Origin of the sequence: Pedobacter sp. N36a (assembly GCF_014472395.1) — a bacterium.
Lineage (GTDB): Bacteria > Bacteroidota > Bacteroidia > Sphingobacteriales > Sphingobacteriaceae > Pedobacter.
On sequence record NZ_JACSZW010000006.1, the window covers coordinates 43,525 to 69,111 of the forward strand.

The following is a 25,587-nucleotide window of genomic DNA, read 5'->3' on the forward strand; positions in this document are numbered from 1 at the left end:
ACACCCTTATTCCCTTTTTCTCATTTTTGTTTTCAATGTTTCCATGAAGTCACTGCATTTATAAGTGTATTGTTCTACCTCCTGGTCACTGAAATCTTCCAAAGCAGTAACAGGGAGTACCCAGCTCTTTTTGATGACTGGCATTTTAATCAATTTTTCTTTTTCCTCATTATAATAATTCCAGTTTCCGATGTATTGATGAGTGACCAGGTTGATGGAAGAGTTTCCACTACCATCATTTGCAGCATTTCCAAATTCGTATCTGCTCATGCTGGCCAATCTGATTTTTTTGCTGTTTTTATCGTATCGGAAAAAACAAGTATATCCGGCTCTCATCCAGTTATTGAAAAATTCAAAGCCATTTTCTAAGGCTCTGATACCAGTCATCACCAAATCAATGTTTTCAATTTCTTTGCTTTTGATTTCCTGGAAACCCTGACTAGATAATTTACAAATGATCCTCGCTGATGCTTTGTCAAAGAAAATACTGTCAGGATGCTGATCTGCATCCAGGTCTTTGAGCAGTGTATCTGGTTTGAGCTCCTGTCCACAGCAAAAAGATGCCAGAACAACTGTAAATAAGATGCTGAGTAAGCTATGTTTTCTCATTTGATTCAGGTAGGCCATAAAAATAGGGTGTTTATGCTGAAATATTCTTTTTATATCCGAAATTGGCCCCATAGATCTTTCTGATCTTTTATTTGATGGGCAATAAAATTATTCGGTTTATTTTTTTTGGGAATTACTTTGTAGGCATACTGGCTGTTGCATTAACGCTGGAGGCCACTATGCAACTTAAATTACCGTACAATTCCATCAATTATTATTTATTACTGTTTTTAGCGCCTACGATTTATTATACTTACGCTTACCATAAAATGTCTGCGCAGCCCGTGGCCAATAATCCACGGAGTCTATGGTACTTTCGGCATAAAACTTTCATCAAATGGAGTCAGATATTTCTGTTTACAGTGTGTTTGGGGCTGGCAATAACTGTGCTGTATCAGAATTATCAGCATATTCTGAGCCTACCACTCAATTATTGGCTCGCCATTGGCGTCATTATTTTTGCCGGAGCTTTTTATTATGGCTTGCTGCCCAAATCTTTCCGGCATCTCAACCTGAGGAATACCGGTTGGCTGAAGGCATTTGTGATCGGTTTTGTCTGGGCTTGCTGTGCCAATGTCATGCCTTTGATCATGCTGAAAATAGAAACAGGTGTTGATGATCATGACCCGCTGCTCTGGACCTGGTTATTTATTAAAAACTGGATGTTCTGTACGGTGAATGCTATTATTTTCGACATCAAGGATTATCCTACAGATTCGAATAAACAACTGAAAACTTTTGTAGTTCAGTACGGCTTAAGAAAAACCATTTTCTACATCTTAATCCCGCTGCTCATCGTAGGGATCATCGCCCTATCCATCTTTGTCAGTTATAAAGGATTCGGGCCCCTCCCATTTTTACTGAATTTATTGCCATTCCTGCTGACAATTTATATTGCTTACACGATGAGGCGTAGGAAAAATATCTTATATTATCTGATGGTGATTGATGGATTGATTTTGTTCAAAGCCATTTGTGGGATGCTGGCCATGCAGTTTATGCCGCTGCCTTAGTTTTATAGCATTATCTTACACACTCGGATTGATGAAGAACAACTACGATAAAATAGCAGGTTATTATGATCAACTGAGTCGCCTGGTTTTCTTTAAATCACAGGTGAACGCACAGATTCATCAGCTTGGCTATCTTCCTAAAACAGGAAGGATCTTAATTGTGGGGGGAGGTACGGGCTGGATTCTGGAGGAAATAGCAAAAGTTGTTCCCGAAGGTTTACATCTGGTCTATGTAGAGATTTCAGCGAAAATGATGGAAATATCAAAGGAAAGAGCGGTTGCCGGAAATATCGTTGATTTTGTAAACCTTGGGGTAGAAGATTTTTCTACTGATCGGCCTTTTGATCTGATCTGTACCCCTTTTTTATTCGATAATTTTGCAGAGGAAAGGGCAGCAATGGTTTTTCATCATCTGGATACAATGCTTAGAAAAGGCGGACTATGGTTTCATACGGATTTCGATCTAACAGTAAATATGGGGAAAACTGATGGCCGAAAGCACGATAATGGAACTTGGTGGAAAACAGTTTTCTTAGTGCTGATGTATCGCTTTTTTAAATTAATAGCGAATGTAGAAGCCTCAAAATTGATCAACATGAAGCCTTATTTTGACGCTGCAGGATATCAGGTGCTGGAGCAAAAATACTATTACAGAAAATTTATTCAGAGTGTAGTGCTGGAAAAAACAGATCAAAAAACATGGGTTAAAAGTGCTGGAAGATAAATAGGAATTTAAATATAATTGTATATTTAACTTTATACCAACGTAGCTATTAGGGGGAAATAATTATGAAAACTTCTACAAATGATCCGTTTGAATTAGACACCTGTATTAGAGGCTTGAGTATATTAATGGCCTCTGTTCATTCAGATTTTTATGAATTTGTTTATTACCTCACCTTTAAAAAAGCTTTCAGACAATACTACAGCGAATTTAATGATCCCTGGGAGCTGCCAATTGAAGATGGTCATTTCTTCGATGAAGTGGATGATCCATTTGTTCAAAACTGTTTAAAAGCCTTTACAAAGATTGGTGATACCAAAGCCGAATTAAATGCTTGGTTCGGAATTGATGAGTATGAAGAGGGTCAAACTGCGAAATATGCTTTAGAAGGGATGCGCTTTAAACCTTATCAGTCGTTCTATAAACGGGCTAAAAGCTACAAAAAGCTTAAATTATGTTATGAACGTTCTCTGGCAGAGTTTATTCACAGCTTATTTTTGTATGCCTGTGCATTAACCGCGCAGAGCAACAAAGTTCCACTGCTGCTAAAAAGGCAGTTTAACTTAACCAATGATGAGTCTTTTAGACTGCTCAATCGGGATGATGACCAGGTAGCTTTATTAATTGGCTTGATGAAGGAATTGAAAAAAATGCTGAATGAGCTTCGCTTGCTCATTTATACCCCGAACATAGCGGTTAAAATGAAGACAGGTAGATCCAGTGCAGATTCAAAAGGGGCAGATAAGAAATAAAGCTTGGCATTGCGATAGATCAACCCTTTTTGAAATTCCCACAAACAATGTGTATGTTAATTTGGTTGTATTGACAAATTCAAATGCAGCAGGTAAGTTTATGGTATGAGTTATTCGATTCTTACCTTATTTAAATAAGTTTTAATGGATTTTAATCTGTTTACTTGCCTGTATTTGAAGCTTGTAAAATAAGAAGGTTTTCAAAAGAAAATATCTTCATGATAGGGCAGCAAGTAGGTTACAGGATTGATTAAGACAAATCAAGATGAAAAGGGTTAAGGCTCCACATTCAGACGTCACTTTTGAAAAGCAACTCAAAGCCTATCAGAAAAGAATTTTCAACATCCTGGAAAGCTTTACAGATGCGTTTTTTGAAGTAGACAGCAATTGGATCGTGACCTACTGGAATAAAGAAGCGGAGCGTATACTGATGATGTCTAGAAAAGACATTATTGGGAAAAATCTATGGGAAGTATACAGTCATGCCATTCCACTTAAATTTTACAAAGAATACCATCGTGCAGTAGCAGAGAATACAGCGGTACGTTTCCAGGAATATTTTGAACCACATCAATTGTGGTTCGAGGTTGCTGCTTTTCCGTCTGGAGAGGGCTTATCTGTTTATTTCAAAGACATTACTGCCCATAAAAATGCCACCGAGCAACTGGAAAAGGAAAAACAAAGGTATATCGACTTATTTAACCTGAGCCCGCTTCCTCAATGGGTATATGACCAGGAAACGCTGGCTTTTTTGGATGTGAATGAAGCTGCATTAAAATTTTATGGCTATACGCGTCAGCAGTTTTTAAAAATGAAGATGGAGGATGTCCGTCCAATAGAAGATTGGGATATTCAGGAGAAGGACGTCATCAAAGCACTCAATATAGGAGACATTGATCAGTCCATCACCCGGCATTGTAAAAAAAATGGAGATTTAGTCTATGTAACTGTAGAAAGCAATGTGCTGCAGTTTAATGACGTTTCCGCTTGTTTTTCATTAGTGATCGATCGTACGGAACAAATTATGGCAGAATATGCTTTGTCCAGAAGTGAACAAAGGTTTAAAGCAATGGTACAGAATGGATCGGACCTCATTACAATCGTAGATGCAAAAGGAGTTTATAAATATGTAAGTCCGGCCGCTATGGCTATTTTAGGTGTTGATCCAGAACAGCTCCTGGGGAAACGTTTTTTTGATTTTATTCATCCAGAAGACCTTAAGGAAACACAGCACAGCTTTGGCCGGATAAAAAAACACAAACAGTTACACTTACGTTCATTTCGCTTTAAAAATAAACAAGGGAATTACCGCTGGATAGAAACCATTATTACGAATATGATGGATGACCCGGCAGTGCAGGGGCTCGTCTGCAATTCAAGGGATATTACAGAGGATATAGAAAACAAAAGGAAAATTGCAGAGAGTATCGGGCGTTACAATATTGTCTCTGAAGCGACCAGTGATGTGATTTGGGATTGGAATATGCAAACCGAAAATATCCTTTGGAATAAAGGTTTAAAAGAGGTTTTTGGCTATGATGAAACCGAAAATAGCCGGGCATGGCTTCTGGAACACGTCCATCCGGAAGATGTCGCGATGGTACTGGAGGAGTTTAATTTGCGCACGAACAATAAAAAGACCACTTTAAAGCTAGAATACCGTTTCCGCTGTGCAGATGGAATCTATAAATCGGTATTAGACCGATCTTTTGTCGTGTTTGATGCCAAAGGAAAACCCACCCGTATGATTGGTTCCATGCAGGATATTACAGAAAGAATCAACCATACCAAAGCAATAGAGGCACAGAATAGTCAGTTAAGAAAAATTGCCTGGATACAGGCTCATGAAATCAGATCGCCCTTGGCCCGGATCATGGGCTTGGTAGAACTGCTGCAGACGTATTCTTCAGATCAGGTTTTAAAAGAATATATCGACCATTTAAAATCATCTTCTGATGAATTAGATAAGGTGATCAGATCGATTATGAAAAATGCTGACCATCAACCTCTGGATGGAACTGAGAACAATACTTCTTATCCTACATCAATGCACAACCGCGAAAGCTAGGGTATCTTTGTATATCATTATTATCCGCCTAACTGAAATTTGGCGGGCGAATAATGATGATGTAAAAAGGGAGAACATCATGAAAAAGGTAATTGAAAAAATCGTGACAAATTCTGGCAGACCACACATGGTTGGTGATGGGTTTAGGGTATTTAACTATATCCCGGGAGCAGGTATCCCTCAGGAGAGAATCAGCCCGTTTTTACTCCTGGATTTTAATCCTGAATATGATTTTGGACCTTCCAGCCACGTGAGAGGTGTTGGCGTCCATCCACATAAAGGTTTTGAAACGGTAACGATTGCTTATAAAGGCACAGTAGCGCATCACGACAGTACAGGTAGTTATGGCGTGATCAATTCTGGTGATGTGCAATGGATGACTGCAGGAAATGGTATTTTACATAAAGAGTATCATGAAGAAACATTTTCTAAAAAAGGTGGGCCTTTTGAAATGGTGCAGTTATGGGTAAACCTTCCTAAAAAGGATAAATCCGTAGCTCCGCATTACCAGGAGTTAACTGCTGCGGGAATGGGGAAACTGGAATTGCCGGATGGCACAGGCGTAGTCAATGTGATCGCCGGAAATTTTAATGGAACCACAGGTCTTGCTCAAACTTATAGCCCGGTAAATCTGTTTGATATTAAACTCAAAGGAGGTGGAACGGTAAGTACCCAGGTTTCCGCTGCCCATAATACCGCTTTATTAGTGGTGAATGGTAGTGTTGAAGTCAACGGAGAACGCGTTGGAGAACATCATTTTGTGTTGTTTGGAAATGAAGGAGAAGAAATTCAGCTGAAAGCCAATCAAGACAGCGTGATCTTATTGATGAGTGGAGCACCTTTGAACGAACCAATCGTGAGCTATGGCCCATTTGTAATGAATACAGATGAAGAAATCAGTCAGGCGATTGTGGATTTCAATATGGGCAAATTCGGAGAATTGGCTGATTAATCAAGATATTTAAAGTTATGAACGAGGAATATGTGAGCCTTCCCTTGGTTAAAAACTCGGAAGCAAATCATTTTGAACTTAAAGTAGGAGAATATACTGCATTTATCGAGTATAAAGAACGCGATAAAAAGATCTGGTTAATCCATACAGAATCCCCGGAAGAGCTGCAAGGTAAAGGTGCTGCTACAGCTGTGATCGAAAAGACTTTGGCTTATATAGAAGACCATGGTTATAAATTGATCCCGCTGTGTCCGCTGGTTGCCGCTTATCTGAAAAGGCATCCAGACTGGAATAGGGTAGTTGCTTAATATATTCCAAAATATGACTTCATGAAGCAGCCCGGCAGTTGTGATTTCCGGGCTGCTTTTTTTGCCTAAAAATAGCCAGAGATGAATTATTTCTCGCTTATTGGCTTAACCAATCGGCTTTGCTGATTTCAAACCAATCGCACACTATCCCTTCGTGATCGAAATGACCGGTGATTTTTAGTCCTGATTTCTGTAAAGCATGGCGAGAACCTACAAATTCATTATTTTCCTTGTCTATCACTGCCCATCGGCCAATGCCATTGGATACATATTGATCTCTGATGAAACGAATATTATCTTCGGACTCGCTGATGTTTTTAAAAGGTTTATTGCCCAGGTACTTGTGAACCTCAGGATCGGAATCCATCTTGAACATCAAGGGCGCGTCTGCAAGGATAATTTCTCTTAAAATAATGCGGTCTGTTTCTACAAAAATCTTCATGTTGATATAAAATAATATTGTTGCTTAAAGCATGGAAATCAATATCCACAAAATTGCTCAAAACTTTAGAATGATTCATCCTTTGAGTTTATTCATAAATAATTGTCAGGAGTATAGTTTAAAGACCAAAATATTCTTATTATTGATCTTTGTATGACCATGAAATCAAAAAAGATAACTACGCAACGTCTTTATTTACTTCCGTTTACACTTCTGATGGCCAGAGAGATCATGGATAGCCAATTTACTTCTTTAACGGCAGTCGGCGTAAAACCTGGAACAGGCTGGCCGGATGAAGAGCTGATGGAATGTTTGCCGAGAATCATTAAAAATCTGGAAAAAGTACCGGAACCTTCTGGTTTTGAATCCTGGATGATTATTGATAAGGACCGTAAATCAGTGATTGGTGATGCCGGATTTAAAGGACTTCCCAATGCGGAAGGAATCGTAGACCTTGGGTACGCGATTGTAGCTGCCGAAAGGCGTAAAGGTTATGCTGCAGAAGCTGCTGAAGGACTGATCAAATGGGCTTTTAAACAACCTGAAGTAAAAATGATTACTGCGCTATGTCAACATGTCAATGTAGGCTCCACAAAAACACTGACCAATTTGGGCTTCTACCAGAAATTTGTCAAAGAGGAGTTGATTCATTGGTTTTTACTTCGGGAACCTAGTGGAAAAGTATTACTGTAAAAAAAAACGGGATAGTGATCTGCAAAATCATCAACTACCCCGCCGAGAATTAGAAAATTATAAAGTTTTAGGAGAATATACTTTGATTTGTCCATCGCCTTCACTGCTCACCAGCAGCAGGCTTTTTTTTGTCGGACTATTTTTCGCTGCAATGAAAAGCACGCCTTCAGGTGCGTCTCCGGTTTTTAGCAATTGAAGATAGATCGGTTTTGAAGGATTGCTCACATCATATACCGCCACTGCATCGGCTCTTTCCATGCCTACAAAAGCGATTTTTTTGCTGCCCACACTGCCAATTGCAATCCCTTCGGGCTCCACGCTTTTATCATCACTTCTGGTCTCGTCATAAAAACCTGCTGCGATGGTTTTTACGTCCAGTTCATTTTTACTGTCATACACCTGCACTCCACTGTTGCCATTCCATGCGCTGAAAGAACGGGCGCCAAAAGAATACAGCTCGTCGTAATCGCCATCTCCATCGGTATCCCCTAAGGTAGTGGTGATATTTAACCTGCCCAGCTGCTCCTCTTTTTTCAGTAAACTTGCATTAGGAAAGACGTTTGGATCTAAAACAACGCTTTTGTCTTTAACCCGCTGGAGCTCAGAAAAACCGCCATATTCTCTGGCATCTCCTTCATTGGCAGTGAATAAATAAGGTATCCCTCCTGATTCTACCAAGCCGATGGCATCAGGAAGGTACATTCCTTTCACTTTCCACTTTCCTAAAACGGTAGCATTGTCTTTATCGCTGGGATCAATTTCATTGCCATCCAGGTTGTAATCTTTAAAACCTAAGGGGAAAACATCAGTAATCGTCTTGCTGTCAATATTGATTTTTGCAATGGCATTATTTTCCTGTAAGGTCACCCAGGCTGTTTTTGAATCCTCAGAAACCGTGATGTATTCCGGTTCAATCCCTTTGAGGAAATCATTTCCAGGTCCAAATACGCGGAAACCTTTACTCATCAATGCGGCCTTCTGACCGGTAAAAGCTGCAAAGTCAATGGTGCTTACCGCATAATTATTCGCCACCGAGATTATAGAAACTGTACCGGCAGGGTCAACGGTATACGCATCATTAGGCTCTCCTTCATTGGCCGATAAAATGTATTTGCCATCGGGCGTAAACGTGACCATATCTGGTAAAGCACCAACGCTGACCACTTTAATCTCAGAATAGTCGCTGGTTTTAAAAACCACTACTTTTCCATTTTCCTGTTTATTGGTAGATTCTATGGCAGCAGCAAGCTTTCCATCGTGCACACTCACACTATTTACCAAGCCGCCATAAGGTTCCACAGGGATGCTGCCAATAGTTTTCATCGCAGCAGGATCCTTAAAATCGATCACTTCAATTCTATTGTTGCCTTCGGTATTGTTCACTATAAACAAGCGATTGGTGCTGGGATCGAACGCTGTAATTTCTGCAGCTCCTGCTCCTCCGACAGTATAACTGCCGATTTCAGCAAAAGTACCGGCATCTTCATTGACGATCACCTCGGGGATTTCCTCCATTGAGGTACCCGCTTTTTTACAGCCCAAGGCTGCAATTAATAACAAACCAAGTAGTAAATTTTTATTCATATCAAAGCATTAGTTGGTAAAGGGTTTTCTTAAAGATATCGGCGGGATGTAAGCAGGCTTTATGTTTAACGTTATGATATTGTTAACCATTTTATCTCTTAATACTCTGTTTTTGAGTGGAAATTTTAAAACTTAATCTCCCGTTTTTGCGTTATCAAAATAATTTAAAAGCTTTCTGTTCATTTAATGGTAAATCCTTGACTAAATTTTGATATATATGAACAATACGCTTTCTAATGATCCTGGCGATTGTTTCTACACTGGGGCAGATTTTCAAAACTTCTTTAAAGTATCAGGGCAGTCGGTGGTTTTCAAAGCAAATGCTCCCGATTTCACCATCCTGGCCGTAAGCGATCAATTTGTAGACATCGTTTTAAAACCTCGAAAAGCCTTGTTAGGTCAGAAATTCTTTGATGTTTTTCCGGCGAAGACAAAAAATAATTATAGCAGAGAAATGGCGTTTAAAGCATTGGAGGAGATGCTGCAGACGAAGAAAAAAGTAGACCTTCCGGTTTATATATATGATGTTTATTCCAGCGAAACCGGTAAAATGGAGCCCTTATACTGGTCTAATTCTAATCAGCCAGTGCTGGATGTAAATGGTAATGTGGCTTACATCATTAACACTACGGCCAATGTGACGGCACAGGTGATACTGAAAGAAATGGCAACCAGCTCCGCAGAAAACCTGCTGGTAGAACAGCAGCAGCGTTTACATAAGATGTTTATGAAGGCGCCGATTGGAATGGCACTTTATACGAAAGATAATTTTATTATAGAATATGCCAATGAGGCGATTTGTAAGACCTGGGGGAAAGGAGGACCTTTAGAGGTCATGGGGCAATCTATTTTTGAGCTGCTGCCTTCTATGCTGGATTTCGGTTACCAGGAGATTTTTGAACAGGTAATTTCCAGTGCGGAGTCTTATCAGGGCAGAGAATCACCCGTCAAATTTGAGCGCGATGGGGTATTGGAGACCTTCTATTTTGACCTGAATCTGGAGCCGATTTTTGGTAAAGGCAATGAGGTCACGGGCTTGCTGTCTGTGGTCAATAATGTAACAGGAAGGGTACTCGCCAGGAAAACAATTGAAAACGCAGAAGAGCGTCTGCGCCTGGCTTCAGAAGCCACAGGGATTGCGAACTGGGATCTGGATCTCCAAACCAAACAAATCATCTATTCTCCTAGTCTGGCAGATTTATTTGGTATGCCCTGGAAAACCGATCTTACCTTTGCTGAGCTTCGTGCGGTGATTCATCCTGAGGATAAAATAATCGTGGAACAGGCTTTTGAAAACGCATTGCTTTCCGGAAAATATAATTATCAGGCCAGAATAGTCAGACCAGATCACATTATTTATTGGATCAAAGTAATTGGTAAGGTGATTTTTAATGCCCAAGGTATGCCGGTTAGGATGCTAGGAACGGTGATGGACATCACAGAAAGCAAACAGGAAGAATTGCAGAAAAATGATTTTATTGCCATTGCCAGCCATGAGCTTAAAACACCTTTAACCTCCTTAAAAGCCTATGCACAATTGCTGAAATCCAGTAAGGCTGCTACCGACCCTGGATTTATAAAAAGCGTGGGGGCGAGGATCGAAGGGCAGATCAATAAAATGACCAAACTGGTTTATAGCTTCCTGGACTTATCAAAAATTGAAACCAATAAGACGGAATTGACGAAAGAACTGTTCGATGTCAATGAATTGATTATAGAAGTCATCAATGACTACCTGTTCCAGGAGAAGAACCATCCGATTCTATTTGAGGCGGTGGAATTACCGATGATTTATGCCGATAAACATAAAATAACTCAGGTGGTTGATAACCTGGTGAGCAATGCCATCAAATACTCGCCAAAAGGAGGAGAAATTATCGTGAAGGCTGTATTACAGAATGAAGAGGCGCTGATTTCTGTGGAAGACCGTGGGATTGGAATCGACAATAATCACCTGCATAAAATTTTTGACAGGTACTACAGGATTGATGATTTGCAAGTGAAAAATGCCTCAGGTTTTGGCATCGGGCTGTACCTATGTGCCGATATTATAGCGCGCCATCATGGAGAAATCGGATTGGAAAGTGAGCCTGGCAAAGGAAGTAGGTTCTTTTTCACATTGCCAGTTGATGCTCCTTCAAAAATCCAATAGGGATAGGTTATGCCAATACAAATACCGTCATATTTTTTGGACCATGGGCACCAAGTACCAATGATTGCTCAATATCAGCCGTTTTTGAAGGACCGGCGATGAAAGTACCAAAACCATAATGTGCATTTGAAATTTGCTGATAAGCTTCCTGCATATTGGATAAAATATCTTTTTTGTGAACCACTATCACCAACTGCTGACAAATAAAAGGGATCACTCGCTGGCCCATTAGCGACTCCGTTACCCAGAGTGCTGCATTTTCTGCCACACCAAAATGTGCTTTAATGATGGCCACATCTACATCCTCATAGCTGTGAGGGGGCAAGTCCTGCCAGTCTTTTTCAGTGAGCTCCTCTAACTCAGGAATCGTGGATATGATCCTTTCGAGGCCGGCAAACTGTGTTTTAACCAAGCTGATCAGCTCTTCATAGTCTTTGACCCGATACATCATTCCGCCGATTCCATCCAGTACGCTGCCGAACATGGCCACTGGATCAGGATACTGAACCATACCGGTTAAATCAGCGGGTAAATTGGTTAAAGTAGGCTGGTTTTCTTTAACGCGTGCAAGGATCTGTGCTCTGCTACTCATTGTTGTTCTTTTTATACCATTCACTAAAAGACTGTTGGGGTACTGCTGGCATATCTCGCTGCGTATACCAGGCATTTAACTTGTTATTTACCAAAAAAGGCATGTTTTTCATCAGCCAGCGCCCTGTTTTTCCAGCATTCCTATAAACGGAAGGATGGGAGAGGGTAAATTCCATTGCCTTCATGGCCATGGTTTTTTTAGGATCTGCATAACCTTCTTTCACGATCACTTGCCTCCATTTGTAAAGCTGTTCGTGAATGTTGATTTTCACCGGACATACATTGGTGCAGGAACCGCATAAGGTAGAGGCAAAAGGTAAATCTGCATATTGTTTCATGTTCAGATTCGGCGCTAAAATCGCACCTATAGGGCCAGCAATAGCGGTATGGTAACTGTGCCCGCCACTTCTGCGGTACACTGGACAGGTATTCATACAGGCGCCGCAGCGGATACATTTTAGAGAATTCCGGAAATCTGCTCTTCCCAGCTGCTGGGTACGCCCATTATCTACCAGAATCAGGTGCATTTCCTGGCCTTTTCTCGGCGTTCGGAAATGACTGGAATAGGTGGTAATCGGTTGTCCGGTAGCACTTCTGGCTAAAAGTCTTAAAAAAACGCTCAGATTTGCCCTTTTTGGGATGATCTTTTCAATCCCCATACAGGCAATATGGACTTCAGATAAGTGTGCACCCATATCGGCATTGCCCTCATTGGTGCAGACTACAAATTCGCCGGTTTCCGCAATGGCGAAATTGACGCCGGTGATGGCTGCTCTTCTGGTCAGGAACTTCTCACGAAGGTGTATCCTGGCCGCTGCGGTGAGCAATTTCGGGTCGGAAGCGCCCTTCGGCGTCCCTAAATGTTCATGGAACAATTCGCCGATTTCTTCTTTTTTCTTGTGGATACAAGGCAGTACAATATGACTTGGCGGTTCTTCTGCCAGCTGGACAATTCGCTCGCCAAGGTCGGTATCAATGACCTCAACCCCGTTTTGGTGTAAATATTCGTTCAGATGGCATTCTTCAGTCAGCATAGACTTACTTTTTACCATTTTACTGATTTCTTTTGCTTTTAATATAGAAAGGACAATTTGATTGTGCGCTGCAGCATCGGCAGCCCAATGAACGATCAGGCCGTTCTTCTGTGCATTGCTTTCAAATTCTGAAAGGTAATCGTGGAGATTGGACAATACATTGTCCTTAATTTGAGCGGCATTTTCTCTCAGCGCTTCCCATTCAGAAAGGGTATTTGCGGCTTTATCTCGCTTCGCACGTACAAACCATAAGGTCTCATCATGCCAGTCTACACGGGCTTCATCCTGATTGAAAATATCAGCTAATGCGGCGTGGTCCTTATTTCCTTTAATCATTTCTTAAATCTGCGTTAAAATTTACCGGATTATACTTCTTCTGCATTTAGGATTTCTGCAATGTGCAGCACTTTTACCTGGCTGTTCTGGCGGCGTAAAAGGCCTTCCATGTGCATCAAACACGACATGTCTGCTGCCGTGATGTACTGTGCGCCATGGTGGAGGTGGTCGGCCACACGGTCCTTTCCCATTTTGACAGATACCGCTTCTTCTGCCACGCAGAAAGTTCCGCCAAATCCGCAGCATTCATCAGGCCGGCTCAATTCTACCAGCTCCAGGTCTTTCACCATATTCAGCAATTGTCGCGGTTTCGAAAATGGAGGCGCTACCAATTCCGTCATTTGTGACATCATCAGGCCCCTTTGTCCATGGCAGCTTTGGTGCATGCCTACTTTGTGCGGAAAACGGGCAGTTAGCTTTTCTACCTTTAAAATGTCGGTCAGGAATTCTGTTAATTCGTATACCTTTTTACGAATACAGCTGGCCTTTTCTGCCTGTCCATCGCTATGTAAATGGTCTTTTATATGTAAAACGCAGCTCCCGGAAGGAGAAACGATATAGTCGAATGCTGCAAAATTATCAATGAAAAGCTCATTGCAGCCGGTGGTCAGGTGTTCAAATCCCGAATTTGCCATCGGTTGTCCGCAGCAGGTTTGCTGTAAAGGATAACTGACTTTAACGCCTAGTTTTTGAAGGAGTTTTAAGGTGGCAATTGCTGCATTTGGATAAAACTGGTCAATGTAGCAAGGGATGAAAAGGCCAACGGTCATAACAGAGGATTTAAACTAAGAAAGCTGGAAGTTATCACTTTTGGTGGAATTTAGCAGGCTATCGGTAATTACGCTTAATATATTGCCAAAATAACGGAGGAGCAGCGCTTGCTGTAATTTTATGAAAACGTTTTCATTTTATGTAAAAAATGACTAGCTTGCCTAAGTTTAATTTACTGAAAATTCAGTTTTATAGATGAATAAGGATAAAAAACCACAGCAAAATACCATTCTTGACATCGCGGAAGCGTTGAAACTTTCTCCGGCAACGATTTCAAGGGCGCTGAACAATCATCCCCATGTAAAGGAGAAAACAAAAAGCGACGTATTGAAAATGGCCGCCCAGCTGGGCTATAGAAGAAACCAGATGGCTTCCGGATTAAGGAGCAATAAGACGCATACTGTCGGACTCATCGTTCCTCGGATTTCTATGTTTTTTCATGCAGAAGTGATTACTACCATTCAGAACGCTTTACATAAACACGGATATAACCTGATCATTTGCCAGTCTAACGACCTGCTGAGCATGGAAGAAGAACTCGCAGATATCCTATATGCCTCCAGAGTGGATGCAATGATCGTTGCCTGTACATTACAAGCGACAGATTTTACGCATTTTGATAAATTGGTGAACAGCGGGATTCCCGTGATTTTTTACGACCGGGTGCCCCTGAATTCCTATCCGGCAACCTATATTAAAGGAGATGATTTTCGCGGCGGATACCTGGCGACTTGCCATTTGATTGAAACCGGGAGTGAGCGTATTGCCCATATTTCCGGAAAATTAATGTCTAATCTTTACCAGGATCGTACGGCAGGTTTCCGCAAAGCGATGGAACAGCATCAGCTGCCAGTGCGTGAAGAATGGGTTTTTCATCAGGAACTTACCCATGAGAACGCAAAAGAAGCGATGGCGAAACTATTTTCAGCAGCGGTAGTTCCAGATGCTTTATTTACTGCAAATGACGTGACAGCGATTGCAGCCTTGGAATATGCGAAGGAAAATGGAATCCGGGTACCCCAGGACTTAAAAATTATCGGGTATTCAAATGATCCGAGAACTTCAATCATTACTCCGGCCTTATCTACGATAGAACAATATCCCGCCAAGGTTGGACAAAAAATAGTAGAAGTGTTGATCGACCAATTGAAAAATGGAGATCAGCGCTTAGAGCTGGAGAAAAAGCCTTATGTGATTCCCGTGGACCTCATCAGAAGGATGTCTTCTTAAATAATAGACAGATTTGATCAAGTATCATTGGGAAATGATCGATAAATGAACCATAATACCCCAATAAAAGCAACCTAATATATTAAATATAAATTTTGAACTAAACCAGTAGATTATGCGGAAGCTCGTAGTTTTTTTAAGTCTTTTAATGATGAACAGTGTGGCGCTGATCGCTCAGAATGCTCCGGCAAAAGAGGGAATGCGCCAGTTAATTGATGATCAGTTTAAATTTGCAGATCAGCAGTATAAGGTGCTCAGCAAGAATGTTCCGGCAGATGTCATGCCTCAAACTTACCATGCAGAAAAAAACAAGGTACAAACCAGTAATACCAAATGGTGGTGCAGCGGTTTTTATCCTGGTACCTTATTTTATATCTATGAGTATACCAAAGATCCTGAAATCCTGGCTGAAGCAACTGCCAGACTGGGTATCCTCGAAAAAGAAAAACACTATACCGGAAATCATGACCTTGGTTTTATGATGTATTGCAGCTTTGGTAATGCTTACCGCATCACTAAAAATCCTAGTTACAAAGCAACGATAGACACTTCAGCGGCTTCCCTGACTACGAGATATCACCCTGGGGCAAAAGTAATTCAGTCCTGGAATTCCAGCAAAAAATGGGCAGGACCAGTAATTATAGACAATATGATGAACCTGGAGTTGTTGAGCTGGGTATCAGACCATGGTGGTGATAAAAAATTCAAAGAAGTGGCGATTGCACATGCCAATACCACTTTGGAAAACCATTTCCGTCCGGATTTCAGCTCTTACCATGTGATAGATTACGACATGAAAACAGGGAAAGTGCTGCACAAGCAAACCGCCCAAGGTGCCGCCGACTCTTCTGCATGGAGCAGAGGCCAGAGCTGGGGCTTGTACGGATACACCATGATGTACCGCTTTACTAAAGATAAACGCTACCTGGAGCAAGCTAGAAACATCGCTAAGTTTACCCTAAACCACCCTAATATGCCGAAAGACCTGGTTCCTTACTGGGATTTTGATGCACCGGGTATCCCAAATACTTATCGCGATGCTTCGGCGGCGGCCGTAAATGCTTCGGCATTATTGGAACTGGCACAATATGTAAATAAAAAAGAACGCAAAACTTATGTGGATGCCGCAGAAAAAATGATCCGTTCCCTGGCTTCTGATACGTATCGCGCGAAATTAGGAGAGAATGGCGGTTTTCTTTTGATGCACAGCGTAGGTTCTATTCCGCATAAAACGGAAATTGATGTGCCTTTGACGTATGCAGATTATTACTTCCTGGAAGCTTTGCACCGTTATAAAAACTGGTACTTATAAGCGATCAGCCGATTTAAATTAAAGAAATGACCATAAAGCCCGTCTGAAATTGAAACAGGCAACCTCAAATTGATTAATAAAAAGAATACAATGAAAACATATTTTGACAGCAGGTTCGCACTGAGCCCCAATGAAGGAAAACAATTAGATACTCAAGGATTACGTGATCAGTTCCTAATGGAAACGCTTTTCGAAGCAGATGCCATTCATTTGACCTTATCGCATTTTGATAGGTACATTGCCGGTGGTGTGATGCCCGTTAAAGAAACGGTGCTTTTGTCTAACCCCGAAAATTTAAAAGCCAATTATTTCCTGGAAAGAAGAGAATTGGGGATCATCAACGTGGGTGCTAAAGGCAGCATCATTGCCGATGGCACTACTTATGAATTGGACTATAAAGAAGCTTTATACTTGGGTAAAGGTACAAAAGAAGTGAGTTTTTCTTCTGCAGATGCAAATACACCAGCTAAATTTTACATCAATTCTGCGCCTGCACACCATACTTACCCTTCAAAGAAGGTTTCCAAAGCGGAAGCAGAAGTGGTAGAATTGGGTTCAGCAGCAACGGCCAACCACAGAGTGATCAATAAGCTGATTGTAAACAGCGTATTGCCTACTTGTCAGCTGCAAATGGGAATGACAGAATTGAAAAGCGGCAGCGTTTGGAATACCATGCCAGCACATACCCACGACCGTAGAATGGAAGTTTACTTCTATTTTGAAGTACCTGAAGGACAAAGTGTGTGTCATTTTATGGGACAGCCTCAGGAAACCAGACATCTATGGATGCAAAATGAGCAGGCCGTTATCTCACCAAACTGGTCGGTACATTCCGGAGCAGGAACCAGCAATTATACCTTCATCTGGGGAATGGCCGGTGAAAATCTGGATTATGGCGATATGGACCATTGCGCCATTACTGAATTGAGATAAAAGAAAAACCAAATGAACAGGCGGTGCTTAAATCCACCGCCTGTTCCTATAAACTGTATGAAACATGAAAAAGATTCTCCTGGTTTTATGGGTATGCGCGAGCTTGCCTGCTGCGCTTAACGCACAAACTAAGCATGTGAAAGCTACCATCAGCATTCAGAACACTTCAAAGCAGAAAAGAACCGCTGTAGTAGCCGCTATACCCTGGCAAAATGTGCTTTCCAAATTTCCAGCAATAGATACAGCAAATTTTAAAGTGCTCAATGCAGCACAAAAAGAAGTGCCGTTTCAATTGGAGTTTAAAGGACAAACCAGTCCCCAGAACCTGTTGGTGCAATTAGATGTGCCGGCAAATGGAACAGTAAAACTGAGCATTGTTCCTGGAAAAGCACAGCAACCAGTGCAAAAGACTTTCGGCAGGTACATTCCTGAGCGTAAAGATGATTTTGCCTGGGAAAATGATAAAGTAGCTTTCCGTATGTACGGAAAGGCTCTGGAAAGTACCCCAAAGGAAAATGCATATGGTATTGACGTATGGGGAAAAAGAGTCACCAGAATGGTGTTGAACGAACGCTATAAAAGAGGTCGATACCATGAAGATCTTGGTGATGGAAACGATTATTACCATGTAGGCCTGACTTTAGGCGGCGGTGATATTGCTCCGATCTCTGGTGATAAAATCTATTATCCTCTAAATTACCGTACCTGGAAAATATTGGATCAAGGCGCATTGCGTTTCACTTTTCAATTGAGTTATGAAAACTGGGATGTAGCCGGGAAATTAGTGAAAGTGGCGAAAACGATCTCTCTGGATGCGGGTGCTCATTTGAATAGGGTAGAGGCGAATTACGAATATCCTGGCGGTGGCGATTTGCCAGTGGTGGTAGGAATCATCAAAAGAACAGCGCCAGGTGCTTTATTACTAAACGAGCGAAATGGCGTAATGGGCTATTGGGAGCCTAAACATGGCGAAGATGGGACCATGGGAATCGGTGTCATCTTATCAGATCCAAAACTGCAGATGAGGGTGACGAAAGAACAATTACTGGCAGAAACCACTGCTAAAAATGCCGAACCGGTAGTATACTACAATGGCGCAGCATGGGATAAAGCGGGAGAAATTACCACTGCTGAAGCCTGGTTTGCCTACCTGAACAATTTTAAACAAACATTAGAACAGCCTTTAAAGGTAACTGTTCAATAAGTCTTATTTTATAAAAACATCGTCAAATGTCGGTACTGAATTTATTTAATTTAAAAGGTAAAACAGCCCTGGTTACAGGTTGTAAACGTGGAATTGGAAAAGCAATGGCAGAAGCATTAGCGGAAGCAGGAGCAGATATCATTGGCGTATCCGCCAGTTTGGAGTTGGAAAACTCTGCAGTGGAGCAATCCGTAAAAGCAGTGGGACGTAATTTCAGCGCCTACCAATGTGATTTTAATGACCGCAGTTCTTTGAAAGCATTCATTGAAAACGTAAAAACAGCACATCCTGTCATTGATATTCTAGTGAATAATGCAGGAACAATTTTGAGAAAACCAATCGCCGAACATCCAGATGAATACTGGGATGAGGTGATCGCGGTGAATCAAACGGCACCATTTATACTGACCCGTGAGATCGGAAAAGAAATGATTTTGAGAGGATCAGGAAAAGTAATCTTCACGGCTTCTTTGCTGACTTTCCAGGGCGGGATTACAGTTCCTGGTTATGCAGCTAGTAAAGGTGCTGTAGGCCAGTTAACCAAAGCTTTTGCGAACGAATGGGCCAGCAAAGGGGTCAATGTAAATGCGATTGCACCAGGCTATATTTCTACAGACAATACCACTGCTTTAAGGGCAGATGAAGATAGAAGTCGTTCGATTATGGAACGTATTCCTGCAGGAAGATGGGGAGAAGCGGCAGACTTTAAAGGACCAACCGTATTCCTGGCTTCTGAAGCTTCAAACTATATGCATGGGACAGTGATGACGGTTGATGGTGGATGGATGGGGAGGTAAAATGAAAGAATATAATCTATTCCGGCTGCTCTTCCTATGGGGCAGCCCATTTTTATGTATTTCGCTGAATGCGAATGCCCAGCAAAAGAAAAATGACCGCCCAAATGTGATCATCATCAACATGGATGATATGGGCTATGGAGACACGGAACCTTATGGGATGACCGGTATTCCAACGCCAAACTTTAATAAGGCAGCCTCCGAAGGGATGCGCCTCACACATTTCAATGCCGCACAGGCAGTCTGCAGTCCATCCCGGGCAGCACTGCTCACCGGATGTTACCCAAACAGGTTAAGCCTGGCCCATGCTTTAAGTCCGGAAGCAAAAACTGCATTAAACACTTCTGAAGAAACCATTGCCTCCATCCTGAAAAAAGCAGGATACAAGACTGCTATGCTCGGAAAATGGCACCTGGGTTCAAAAGCACCATTTCTGCCCACCTATTTTGGCTTTGATCGCTTTTATGGGATCCCTTATTCCCATGACATGTGGCCCGTTGGTTACGACGGGAAACCATTGGATTCTTCGACTTACAGAGGAAGATACCCGAGATTGCCTATCCTAAGCGGGGAAAAGGTGGTTGCTTATAATGACAACCTGGAAGATCAGGGGAAATTAACTGGCACTTTCACTAAGAAAGCAGTAGCGTTTATTACGGATCATCAGAAAGATCCTTTCTTTTTATACCTGGCACAGCCCATGCCTCATGTGCCTTTGGCAGCTTCAAAAGCTTTCAAAGGAAAGAGTGAACTGGGCGTTTTTGGTGATGTGATCATGGAATTAGACTGGTCAATTGGAGAAATTATGAAAACGCTGGACCAGTATAAATTATCGGAAAACACGATTTTGATCATTACCAGCGACAATGGGCCATGGCTCAATTTTGGCGACAATGCAGGTTCTTCCGGAGGTTTTCGTGAGGGAAAAGGAACGGCATGGGATGGAGGAACACGTGTTCCTTGTCTGATCAGATGGCCAGGAAGCATTCCCGCAGGAAGCCTGAGTGCTCAATTGATGGTCAATATTGATTTGCTCCCAACGATTGCAGCGCTCACCAAAGCCAAGTTACCTGCGCTTAAAATTGATGGTCTGGACTTCTCTGCTGTCCTGACCGGCAAATCAAATAAAGGTCCGAGGGAAGTTTTTTACTACTATTATGATGTCAATAATCTAAAAGCAGTTCGCTACAAAAACTGGAAATTAGTGTTTCCACATAGTTCCAGAGCCTATACTGGTAGTTTGCCAGGTAAAGGCGGTTATCCAGGCCCGGCACCAGATGTAAAGGTTAAAATGGCTTTGTATAATCTTTCTCATGATCCTGGAGAGCAATATGACGTTCAGGAAAATTATCCTGAAATCGTTAAGCAAATACAGGTTTATGCAGAAGAGGCGAGGGTCGACCTTGGCGATGAGCTGACCAATAGAAAAGGAGCGAATAGAAGGCCAGCGGGAAAAGTATCCCCGTAAAAAATATCATTAACAATTTTTAACACCACACTTTATGATAAAATTAAAAATCAAAGCAGTATCCAGTCTTTCTTTTATGCTGTTTGTTGTGCTTTTTATTTTGAGTCCGAATCAAACGACAGCTCAGGATAATTGTCCAATAATACCATTGCCAAGCAGTGCTGTAAAGGGAAATGGCAGTTTTTTGCTGCAGACCAATACACCCCTGGTATTCAATGATGACGCTTTAAAACCAATTGCGCAATACCTTCAGGCAGAACTGTTAAAATCGCAGCAACTACCTATCGGCATTCAGCCAAACTCAGGGAAATCACCCGCAATAAAACTGGTGCTTTCCCCGAAAAAGAAAAATGGATCAGAAGCCTACGCACTGGACATCGGTGCGGAGGCCATCACGATCACTGCTAAAGATGTTTCAGGTGCCTTTTATGGCGCGACTTCGCTGATGCAGCTGATCAGACAAACAAAAAAAGTAAAAGGCAGCATCATTTTGAACGCCTGGAAAATAGAAGACCAACCTGCCTATGGCTGGAGGGGCTTTATGCTGGATGAATCCAGGTTCTTCTTCGGAATGGAAAAAGTAAAGTCGATCATCGACTGGATGTCCTTTTACAAATTAAATAAATTGCATTGGCACCTGACTGACGAACCTGCCTGGCGTTTAGAAATCAAAAAATATCCAAAGCTGACCTTGATTGGTGGTATTGGTGATTTTATGAATGAATTTACACCAGCGCAATATTATACCCAGGAACAAATAAAAGAAGTGGTGGCCTATGCGGCACAGCGTTTCATTACCGTAATTCCTGAAATTGATATGCCAGGACATGCTACAGCAGCCAATAAAGCCTATCCTGAATATAGCGGCGGCGGTGGACCTGGTCATCCAGAATTTACATTTAACCCAGGTAAAGAGGGTACTTATGCCTATCTAACCAATATTTTAAAGGAAACTAATGTTTTATTTCCCTCGGCGATGATCCATCTTGGTGGTGACGAAGTGAGTTATGGCAACCATAAATGGATCACTGATCCTGACATTGCCGCTTTGATGAAAAGTAAAAACCTTGCCGGTACTAAGGAGGTGGAAACTTATTTCATGAAACGTATGGCCGATTCGGTGTATCAAATGAATGCTAAACTGCTGGTTTGGGATGAGATGGCAGCCGCCGGACTTCCAAAAGATAAAACCATTATTTTCTGGTGGCGTCATGATCAGCCGCAAGTTTTAACACAAGCGCTGAGCAAAGGATATGAAACGGTATTGTGTCCGAGATTACCATTGTACTTTGATTTTGTGCAGGACAGTACGCATAATAATGGACGTAAATGGGGTAAATTGTACAACCCTATAGCAAATGTGTATTCATTTTCGGCCGACAATTATCAGTCGCAAACGGTCGCTAAAAATCAGATTCTAGGCATACAAGCGAACTTATGGACGGAAGCTGTTCCTAATATGCAGCGATTGGACTACCTGCTTTTCCCCAGGATTTCTGCCTTGGCAGAAGCCGCCTGGTCTCCGAAAACAGGAAAGAATTTCCCTGCATTTATGGAACGTCTAAAAGGGCATTTTGCACTTTATGAGCAAGCGGGGATTTATTATTATGATCCGACCAAGCCAGGAAAATACCCGGAACCTGTAAAGCTGAATAAAGGCGCTAAGCGCTTTGATACAGGCGACTAATCACCTTAAAAATGCCCCTGCATCAGGAAATAGTTCCGATGCAGGGGCGTTTAATAGTTTATAGGTTACTTTCTATCGCAGCTACTTTTTCCCGGTATAAATCAATCGGGCCGTCTAATAGTACGGCAATTACCGTTAAGTTTTTGTCCAATCGATCTTCAGGAACAGGGATGTAAACAATTCCAGGAACTGAACTCCAGTATAATTTATTGTAGATTTCTGGTTCCATCATGGTTCCTTCGCCCACAATTCTAATCCTGCTGATCTTATTTTTGATGCCTTTTAAAGCAATAGGACCAGTTGGCTTACCTTCTACAAATAGGAATAAGGTTTGTTTATCAGGAGATAAAGCACTTTTTCCCTGGTAATGTCCTTCAGGAAGTCCTTTGGTAGTTTTGTATAAACTTTCTGAGTTTTTAGTGATCCAGTTGTAAACGGCTGGAGATAAGGTTTTCTTTTCTTTTTCCATTCCCAATCCGTCTACGGTCAGGTTTGTAGTGAACAAAGGATTATTTCCATCATGAATAGCACTGGCAATTTGCGCGATCTGCTCTTGATCATTGCTGTTTTTTTGAGGAGCTATTGCCGCAATTACAGCAGTTTTTTCTGCCAATCTGATCGGTTCATTGAATTGCATCGAGATTACGGTTACGTCCTGATCTACTGCGTTTTCAGGAATTTTCAAAGTCAGGTTATCTCCGTCTTTTTTATAGCTCAGCAATTCAGCGCTACCCACAATTTTCGCCGACTTCACTTTAGAAAGTATCCCATTTAAGTGGAATATTCCACCATTAGGTGCCCAATCTGCATATAGATATAAGGTTTTCTTGTCTTTAGAAAGACTGGTTTTTCCATTGAAATGCTCCGCAGGAATTCCTGCACGTGTGCCATAAATCGCTTCTCCATGTTTGCTGGTCCAGCGGGCAAGGCCCTTCAATACGGCTACTTGCTGCTCTGGAATTGTTCCATCAGCCTTAGGGCCGATATCCAGCAGTAAATTGCCACCCATGCTGATACAATCTACCAAGGTGCGGATGATCATATTTGGTGATTTATACTTGTTGTCGTAAGGTTGGTAACCCCAGGAATCATTAATTGTATAACACAGTTCCCAATAATCTCCAGCTGGTTTGACCACCGGTATGCCCTGTTCAGGTGTGTCATAGTCGCCATGGTGGTTGAGACGGGAATTGATAATGATATCTGAATTGTCACTGCGCAGGTTTTTAAGCACCTTTTGCGCCTGCCATTCTTCACCATCGTGCTCCCAATCTCCATCAAACCAAATCAAGTCCGGTTTAAAGTTCGCGGAAAGTTCATTGAGCTGTTGCTGGTAATAATTAAGGAAAGTATTCCATCTTTTCGGTGCTGCTTTCAATTGATACCTTTTATGCGCTCTGGTGAAAACATCATAGTCGCTGTAACTCCAATCCGGTAAGGAAAAATAAAGCCCGGTTTTCAATCCGGAAGCTTTTAATGCTTTTACAAATGGACTGATCAGGTCTTTTTTTGCGGCGCTATGTTTGATGGTAGTTGTTGCATTTGGTGCTTTGGTACCCCATAAAGAAACACCATCATGGTGTTTTGTGGTAATGACCGAATATTTGGCGCCGCTTTCTTTGATCAGCTTCACCCATTCTTCAGGTTGATATTTGGAGGCATTAAAGCCATCCAATTGTTTCATATAGTTATCGTGGTTGATGTAGTTGTTGAAAAATGCCCAGGATTCTGAGATCCCATTTACCGAATAAACACCCCAGTGGATAAATATTCCAAGTTTGGCATCGGTAAACCATTCCATTTTTTTGGTATTGGCAGCAGTTTTTTCTTTTGAGCTGTTCTCCTGTGCATTGCTGGCTGTTAAAGACAGACAAAGAAACAAGGCAGACAGTAAGGTCTTTTTGTTCATAGAATTCGTTGGTTTCTTTTGTTTTTGCGTGTTAAGCGTGTAATGATGTGTTGTTGTTAATGTGTTACTTTTTTTTTTAGCTCTGCTGTTACTTCTGCAGATAAGACTTTTGGTAATTTAACGGACTCTTTCCGGTAATGATTTTAAAATGTTTGTGAAAGCTGGCAAAGTTGTGAAATCCGCTTTCATAGCAGATCTGCTTCACATTCATGCTGTCCTCAATCAGCAATTTGCAAGCATGACCCACCCTGATTTCAGAGATAAACTGGGTGTAAGTTTTCCTGGTTCTTGATTTAAAATACCGGCAAAACGAATTTGGACTGATGTTGGCCACAGCGGCCATTTCCTCCATCTGGATTTTTCTTTTGAAATTCGCCAGTGAATAATTGTAAATCGCATTGATACGGTCATTTTCGATCTCCTCGAAATCATGTCGGAAACCGATAGAAGACAGTAATTCATGCTGCGTACAGCTTTCAATGGCCAGCAATGCTTCCATTAAAAGAATGATCCGCTTAGATCCTTCAGAAAGTAAAATGGATTCAATGATTTCTCCGATCACTTTTTTCACTTTGTCAGAAATTTGAATTCCTCGCTGTGCTTTTTCCAGAATTAGTTTTAAGGCCTTGTTTTCCGGTAGGTTTAAAAAATGGTTTCCCCAGAAATTTTCACAGAAATGAACGACAACAACATCGGCATTTTCCTGTTCATCCGCTAGGAAATAGCTGTCGTCAAATCTCCAGTAATGGGGGAGGTGTGCACCGATCAATACCACGTCTCCAGATCGGAAACGCTTGATACTGTCGCCAATAAATTGGGTGCCATTTCCTTTCTTGAAATAAATCAATTCCACCTCTGCATGGTAATGCCAGCGGTTGTTGATGTAAGGGACTTTGTCTCTCCTTGCACTAAATGAATTCACAAGGTTGTTTGAAACTTTGAGTAGTTGTGGCTTCATAAAATTTGGTTAGGTCAGGCTAAATTTATAAAAATCTTTCATAAATACCTTGTAATATCA

23 protein-coding genes are annotated in these 25,587 nt (G+C 41.6%); 15 read left to right on the top strand and 8 right to left on the bottom strand.

Translation table 11 applies throughout. The features are described from left to right. Nucleotides 1-6: 6 nt before the first annotated feature. Nucleotides 7-627 (bottom strand): hypothetical protein, encoded by a 621-nt coding sequence (locus tag H9X96_RS13210; RefSeq protein WP_187666749.1) that lies wholly within the window; start codon nt 625-627, stop codon nt 7-9. 77 nt (nt 628-704) lie between these two features. Here H9X96_RS13210 and H9X96_RS13215 point away from each other — a divergent pair, with 77 nt between their 5' ends. The 6 genes from H9X96_RS13215 to H9X96_RS13240 all read left to right on the top strand — a co-directional run bounded on the left by H9X96_RS13215 (nt 705) and on the right by H9X96_RS13240 (nt 6,426). Then, nucleotides 705-1,622, top strand: coding sequence for a UbiA family prenyltransferase (locus H9X96_RS13215; protein ID WP_187666750.1), 918 nt, complete (start codon nt 705-707; stop codon nt 1,620-1,622). 31 nt (nt 1,623-1,653) lie between these two features. Beyond that, nucleotides 1,654-2,346, top strand: coding sequence for a bifunctional 2-polyprenyl-6-hydroxyphenol methylase/3-demethylubiquinol 3-O-methyltransferase UbiG (locus tag H9X96_RS13220; protein ID WP_187666751.1), 693 nt, complete (start codon nt 1,654-1,656; stop codon nt 2,344-2,346). Between the two features lie 65 nt (nt 2,347-2,411). Continuing rightward, nucleotides 2,412-3,098, top strand: a complete 687-nt coding sequence (locus tag H9X96_RS13225; protein WP_187666752.1) for a hypothetical protein — start codon at nt 2,412-2,414, stop codon at nt 3,096-3,098. A 265-nt stretch (nt 3,099-3,363) separates the two neighbouring features. Further along, entirely contained in the window at nt 3,364-5,166 is a 1,803-nt protein-coding gene (locus tag H9X96_RS13230; protein WP_187666753.1) for a PAS domain S-box protein, read from the top strand. A gap of 79 nt (nt 5,167-5,245) precedes the next feature. Further along, complete coding sequence (locus tag H9X96_RS13235; protein WP_187666754.1) at nt 5,246-6,118, top strand: pirin family protein; 873 nt, start codon at nt 5,246-5,248, stop codon at nt 6,116-6,118. A gap of 17 nt (nt 6,119-6,135) precedes the next feature. Next, complete coding sequence (locus H9X96_RS13240) at nt 6,136-6,426, top strand: GNAT family N-acetyltransferase (protein WP_187666755.1); 291 nt, start codon at nt 6,136-6,138, stop codon at nt 6,424-6,426. 97 nt (nt 6,427-6,523) lie between these two features. Here H9X96_RS13240 and H9X96_RS13245 read toward each other — a convergent pair whose 3' ends face one another. Beyond that, nucleotides 6,524-6,868, bottom strand: coding sequence for a GNAT family N-acetyltransferase (locus tag H9X96_RS13245; protein ID WP_187666756.1), 345 nt, complete (start codon nt 6,866-6,868; stop codon nt 6,524-6,526). 153 nt (nt 6,869-7,021) lie between these two features. Here H9X96_RS13245 and H9X96_RS13250 point away from each other — a divergent pair, with 153 nt between their 5' ends. Further along, nucleotides 7,022-7,561, top strand: coding sequence for a GNAT family N-acetyltransferase (locus H9X96_RS13250; protein ID WP_222943903.1), 540 nt, complete (start codon nt 7,022-7,024; stop codon nt 7,559-7,561). A gap of 57 nt (nt 7,562-7,618) precedes the next feature. Here the strand turns inward: H9X96_RS13250 and H9X96_RS13255 are convergent, their stop codons facing one another. After that, nucleotides 7,619-9,145: a choice-of-anchor I family protein gene (locus H9X96_RS13255; RefSeq protein ID WP_187666757.1), complete on the bottom strand. Its 1,527-nt coding sequence runs from the start codon at nt 9,143-9,145 to the stop codon at nt 7,619-7,621. Between the two features lie 217 nt (nt 9,146-9,362). On the opposite strand from H9X96_RS13255, the gene H9X96_RS13260 reads away from it, so the two are divergent. Then, entirely contained in the window at nt 9,363-11,297 is a 1,935-nt protein-coding gene (locus tag H9X96_RS13260) for an ATP-binding protein (protein ID WP_187666758.1), read from the top strand. Between the two features lie 7 nt (nt 11,298-11,304). On the opposite strand, the gene H9X96_RS13265 is transcribed toward H9X96_RS13260, so the two are convergent. The 3 genes from H9X96_RS13265 to H9X96_RS13275 are packed head-to-tail and all read right to left on the bottom strand — an operon-like array spanning nt 11,305 to nt 14,028. Further along, the gene (locus H9X96_RS13265; protein WP_187666759.1) at nt 11,305-11,889 is read right to left on the bottom strand and encodes an LUD domain-containing protein; all 585 of its coding nucleotides are present in this window, start codon (nt 11,887-11,889) and stop codon (nt 11,305-11,307) included. Then, the gene (locus tag H9X96_RS13270) at nt 11,882-13,258 is read right to left on the bottom strand and encodes a lactate utilization protein B (protein ID WP_187666760.1); all 1,377 of its coding nucleotides are present in this window, start codon (nt 13,256-13,258) and stop codon (nt 11,882-11,884) included. The genes H9X96_RS13265 and H9X96_RS13270 overlap by 8 nt, the downstream gene beginning before the upstream one ends. A 29-nt stretch (nt 13,259-13,287) precedes the next feature. Beyond that, nucleotides 13,288-14,028 carry a (Fe-S)-binding protein gene (locus H9X96_RS13275; protein ID WP_187666761.1) on the bottom strand — a complete coding sequence of 247 codons (741 nt, stop codon included), beginning with the start codon at nt 14,026-14,028 and terminating at the stop codon, nt 13,288-13,290. A 196-nt stretch (nt 14,029-14,224) separates the two neighbouring features. On the opposite strand from H9X96_RS13275, the gene H9X96_RS13280 reads away from it, so the two are divergent. The 7 genes from H9X96_RS13280 (at nt 14,225) to H9X96_RS13310 (ending at nt 22,660) form a co-directional block, all read left to right on the top strand. Further along, nucleotides 14,225-15,259: a LacI family DNA-binding transcriptional regulator gene (locus H9X96_RS13280; protein ID WP_187666762.1), complete on the top strand. Its 1,035-nt coding sequence runs from the start codon at nt 14,225-14,227 to the stop codon at nt 15,257-15,259. 115 nt (nt 15,260-15,374) lie between these two features. Next, the gene (locus H9X96_RS13285; RefSeq protein WP_187666763.1) at nt 15,375-16,571 is read left to right on the top strand and encodes a glycoside hydrolase family 88 protein; all 1,197 of its coding nucleotides are present in this window, start codon (nt 15,375-15,377) and stop codon (nt 16,569-16,571) included. Between the two features lie 90 nt (nt 16,572-16,661). Then, nucleotides 16,662-17,504 carry a 5-dehydro-4-deoxy-D-glucuronate isomerase gene (gene kduI / locus H9X96_RS13290; RefSeq protein ID WP_187666764.1) on the top strand — a complete coding sequence of 281 codons (843 nt, stop codon included), beginning with the start codon at nt 16,662-16,664 and terminating at the stop codon, nt 17,502-17,504. 64 nt (nt 17,505-17,568) lie between these two features. Then, entirely contained in the window at nt 17,569-18,708 is a 1,140-nt protein-coding gene (locus tag H9X96_RS13295; RefSeq protein WP_187666765.1) for a DUF4861 family protein, read from the top strand. A 26-nt stretch (nt 18,709-18,734) separates the two neighbouring features. Next, complete coding sequence (locus tag H9X96_RS13300; protein ID WP_187666766.1) at nt 18,735-19,505, top strand: SDR family NAD(P)-dependent oxidoreductase; 771 nt, start codon at nt 18,735-18,737, stop codon at nt 19,503-19,505. Nucleotide 19,506: 1 nt separating this feature from the next. After that, entirely contained in the window at nt 19,507-20,973 is a 1,467-nt protein-coding gene (locus tag H9X96_RS13305; RefSeq protein ID WP_187666767.1) for a sulfatase, read from the top strand. 34 nt (nt 20,974-21,007) lie between these two features. Next, nucleotides 21,008-22,660 (top strand): beta-N-acetylhexosaminidase, encoded by a 1,653-nt coding sequence (locus H9X96_RS13310; RefSeq protein WP_255431107.1) that lies wholly within the window; start codon nt 21,008-21,010, stop codon nt 22,658-22,660. A 58-nt stretch (nt 22,661-22,718) separates the two neighbouring features. On the opposite strand, the gene H9X96_RS13315 is transcribed toward H9X96_RS13310, so the two are convergent. Then, complete coding sequence (locus H9X96_RS13315; RefSeq protein ID WP_187666768.1) at nt 22,719-24,569, bottom strand: alpha-L-fucosidase; 1,851 nt, start codon at nt 24,567-24,569, stop codon at nt 22,719-22,721. Between the two features lie 88 nt (nt 24,570-24,657). Then, nucleotides 24,658-25,527 carry an AraC family transcriptional regulator gene (locus H9X96_RS13320; RefSeq protein WP_187666769.1) on the bottom strand — a complete coding sequence of 290 codons (870 nt, stop codon included), beginning with the start codon at nt 25,525-25,527 and terminating at the stop codon, nt 24,658-24,660. Nucleotides 25,528-25,587 lie beyond the last annotated feature (60 nt).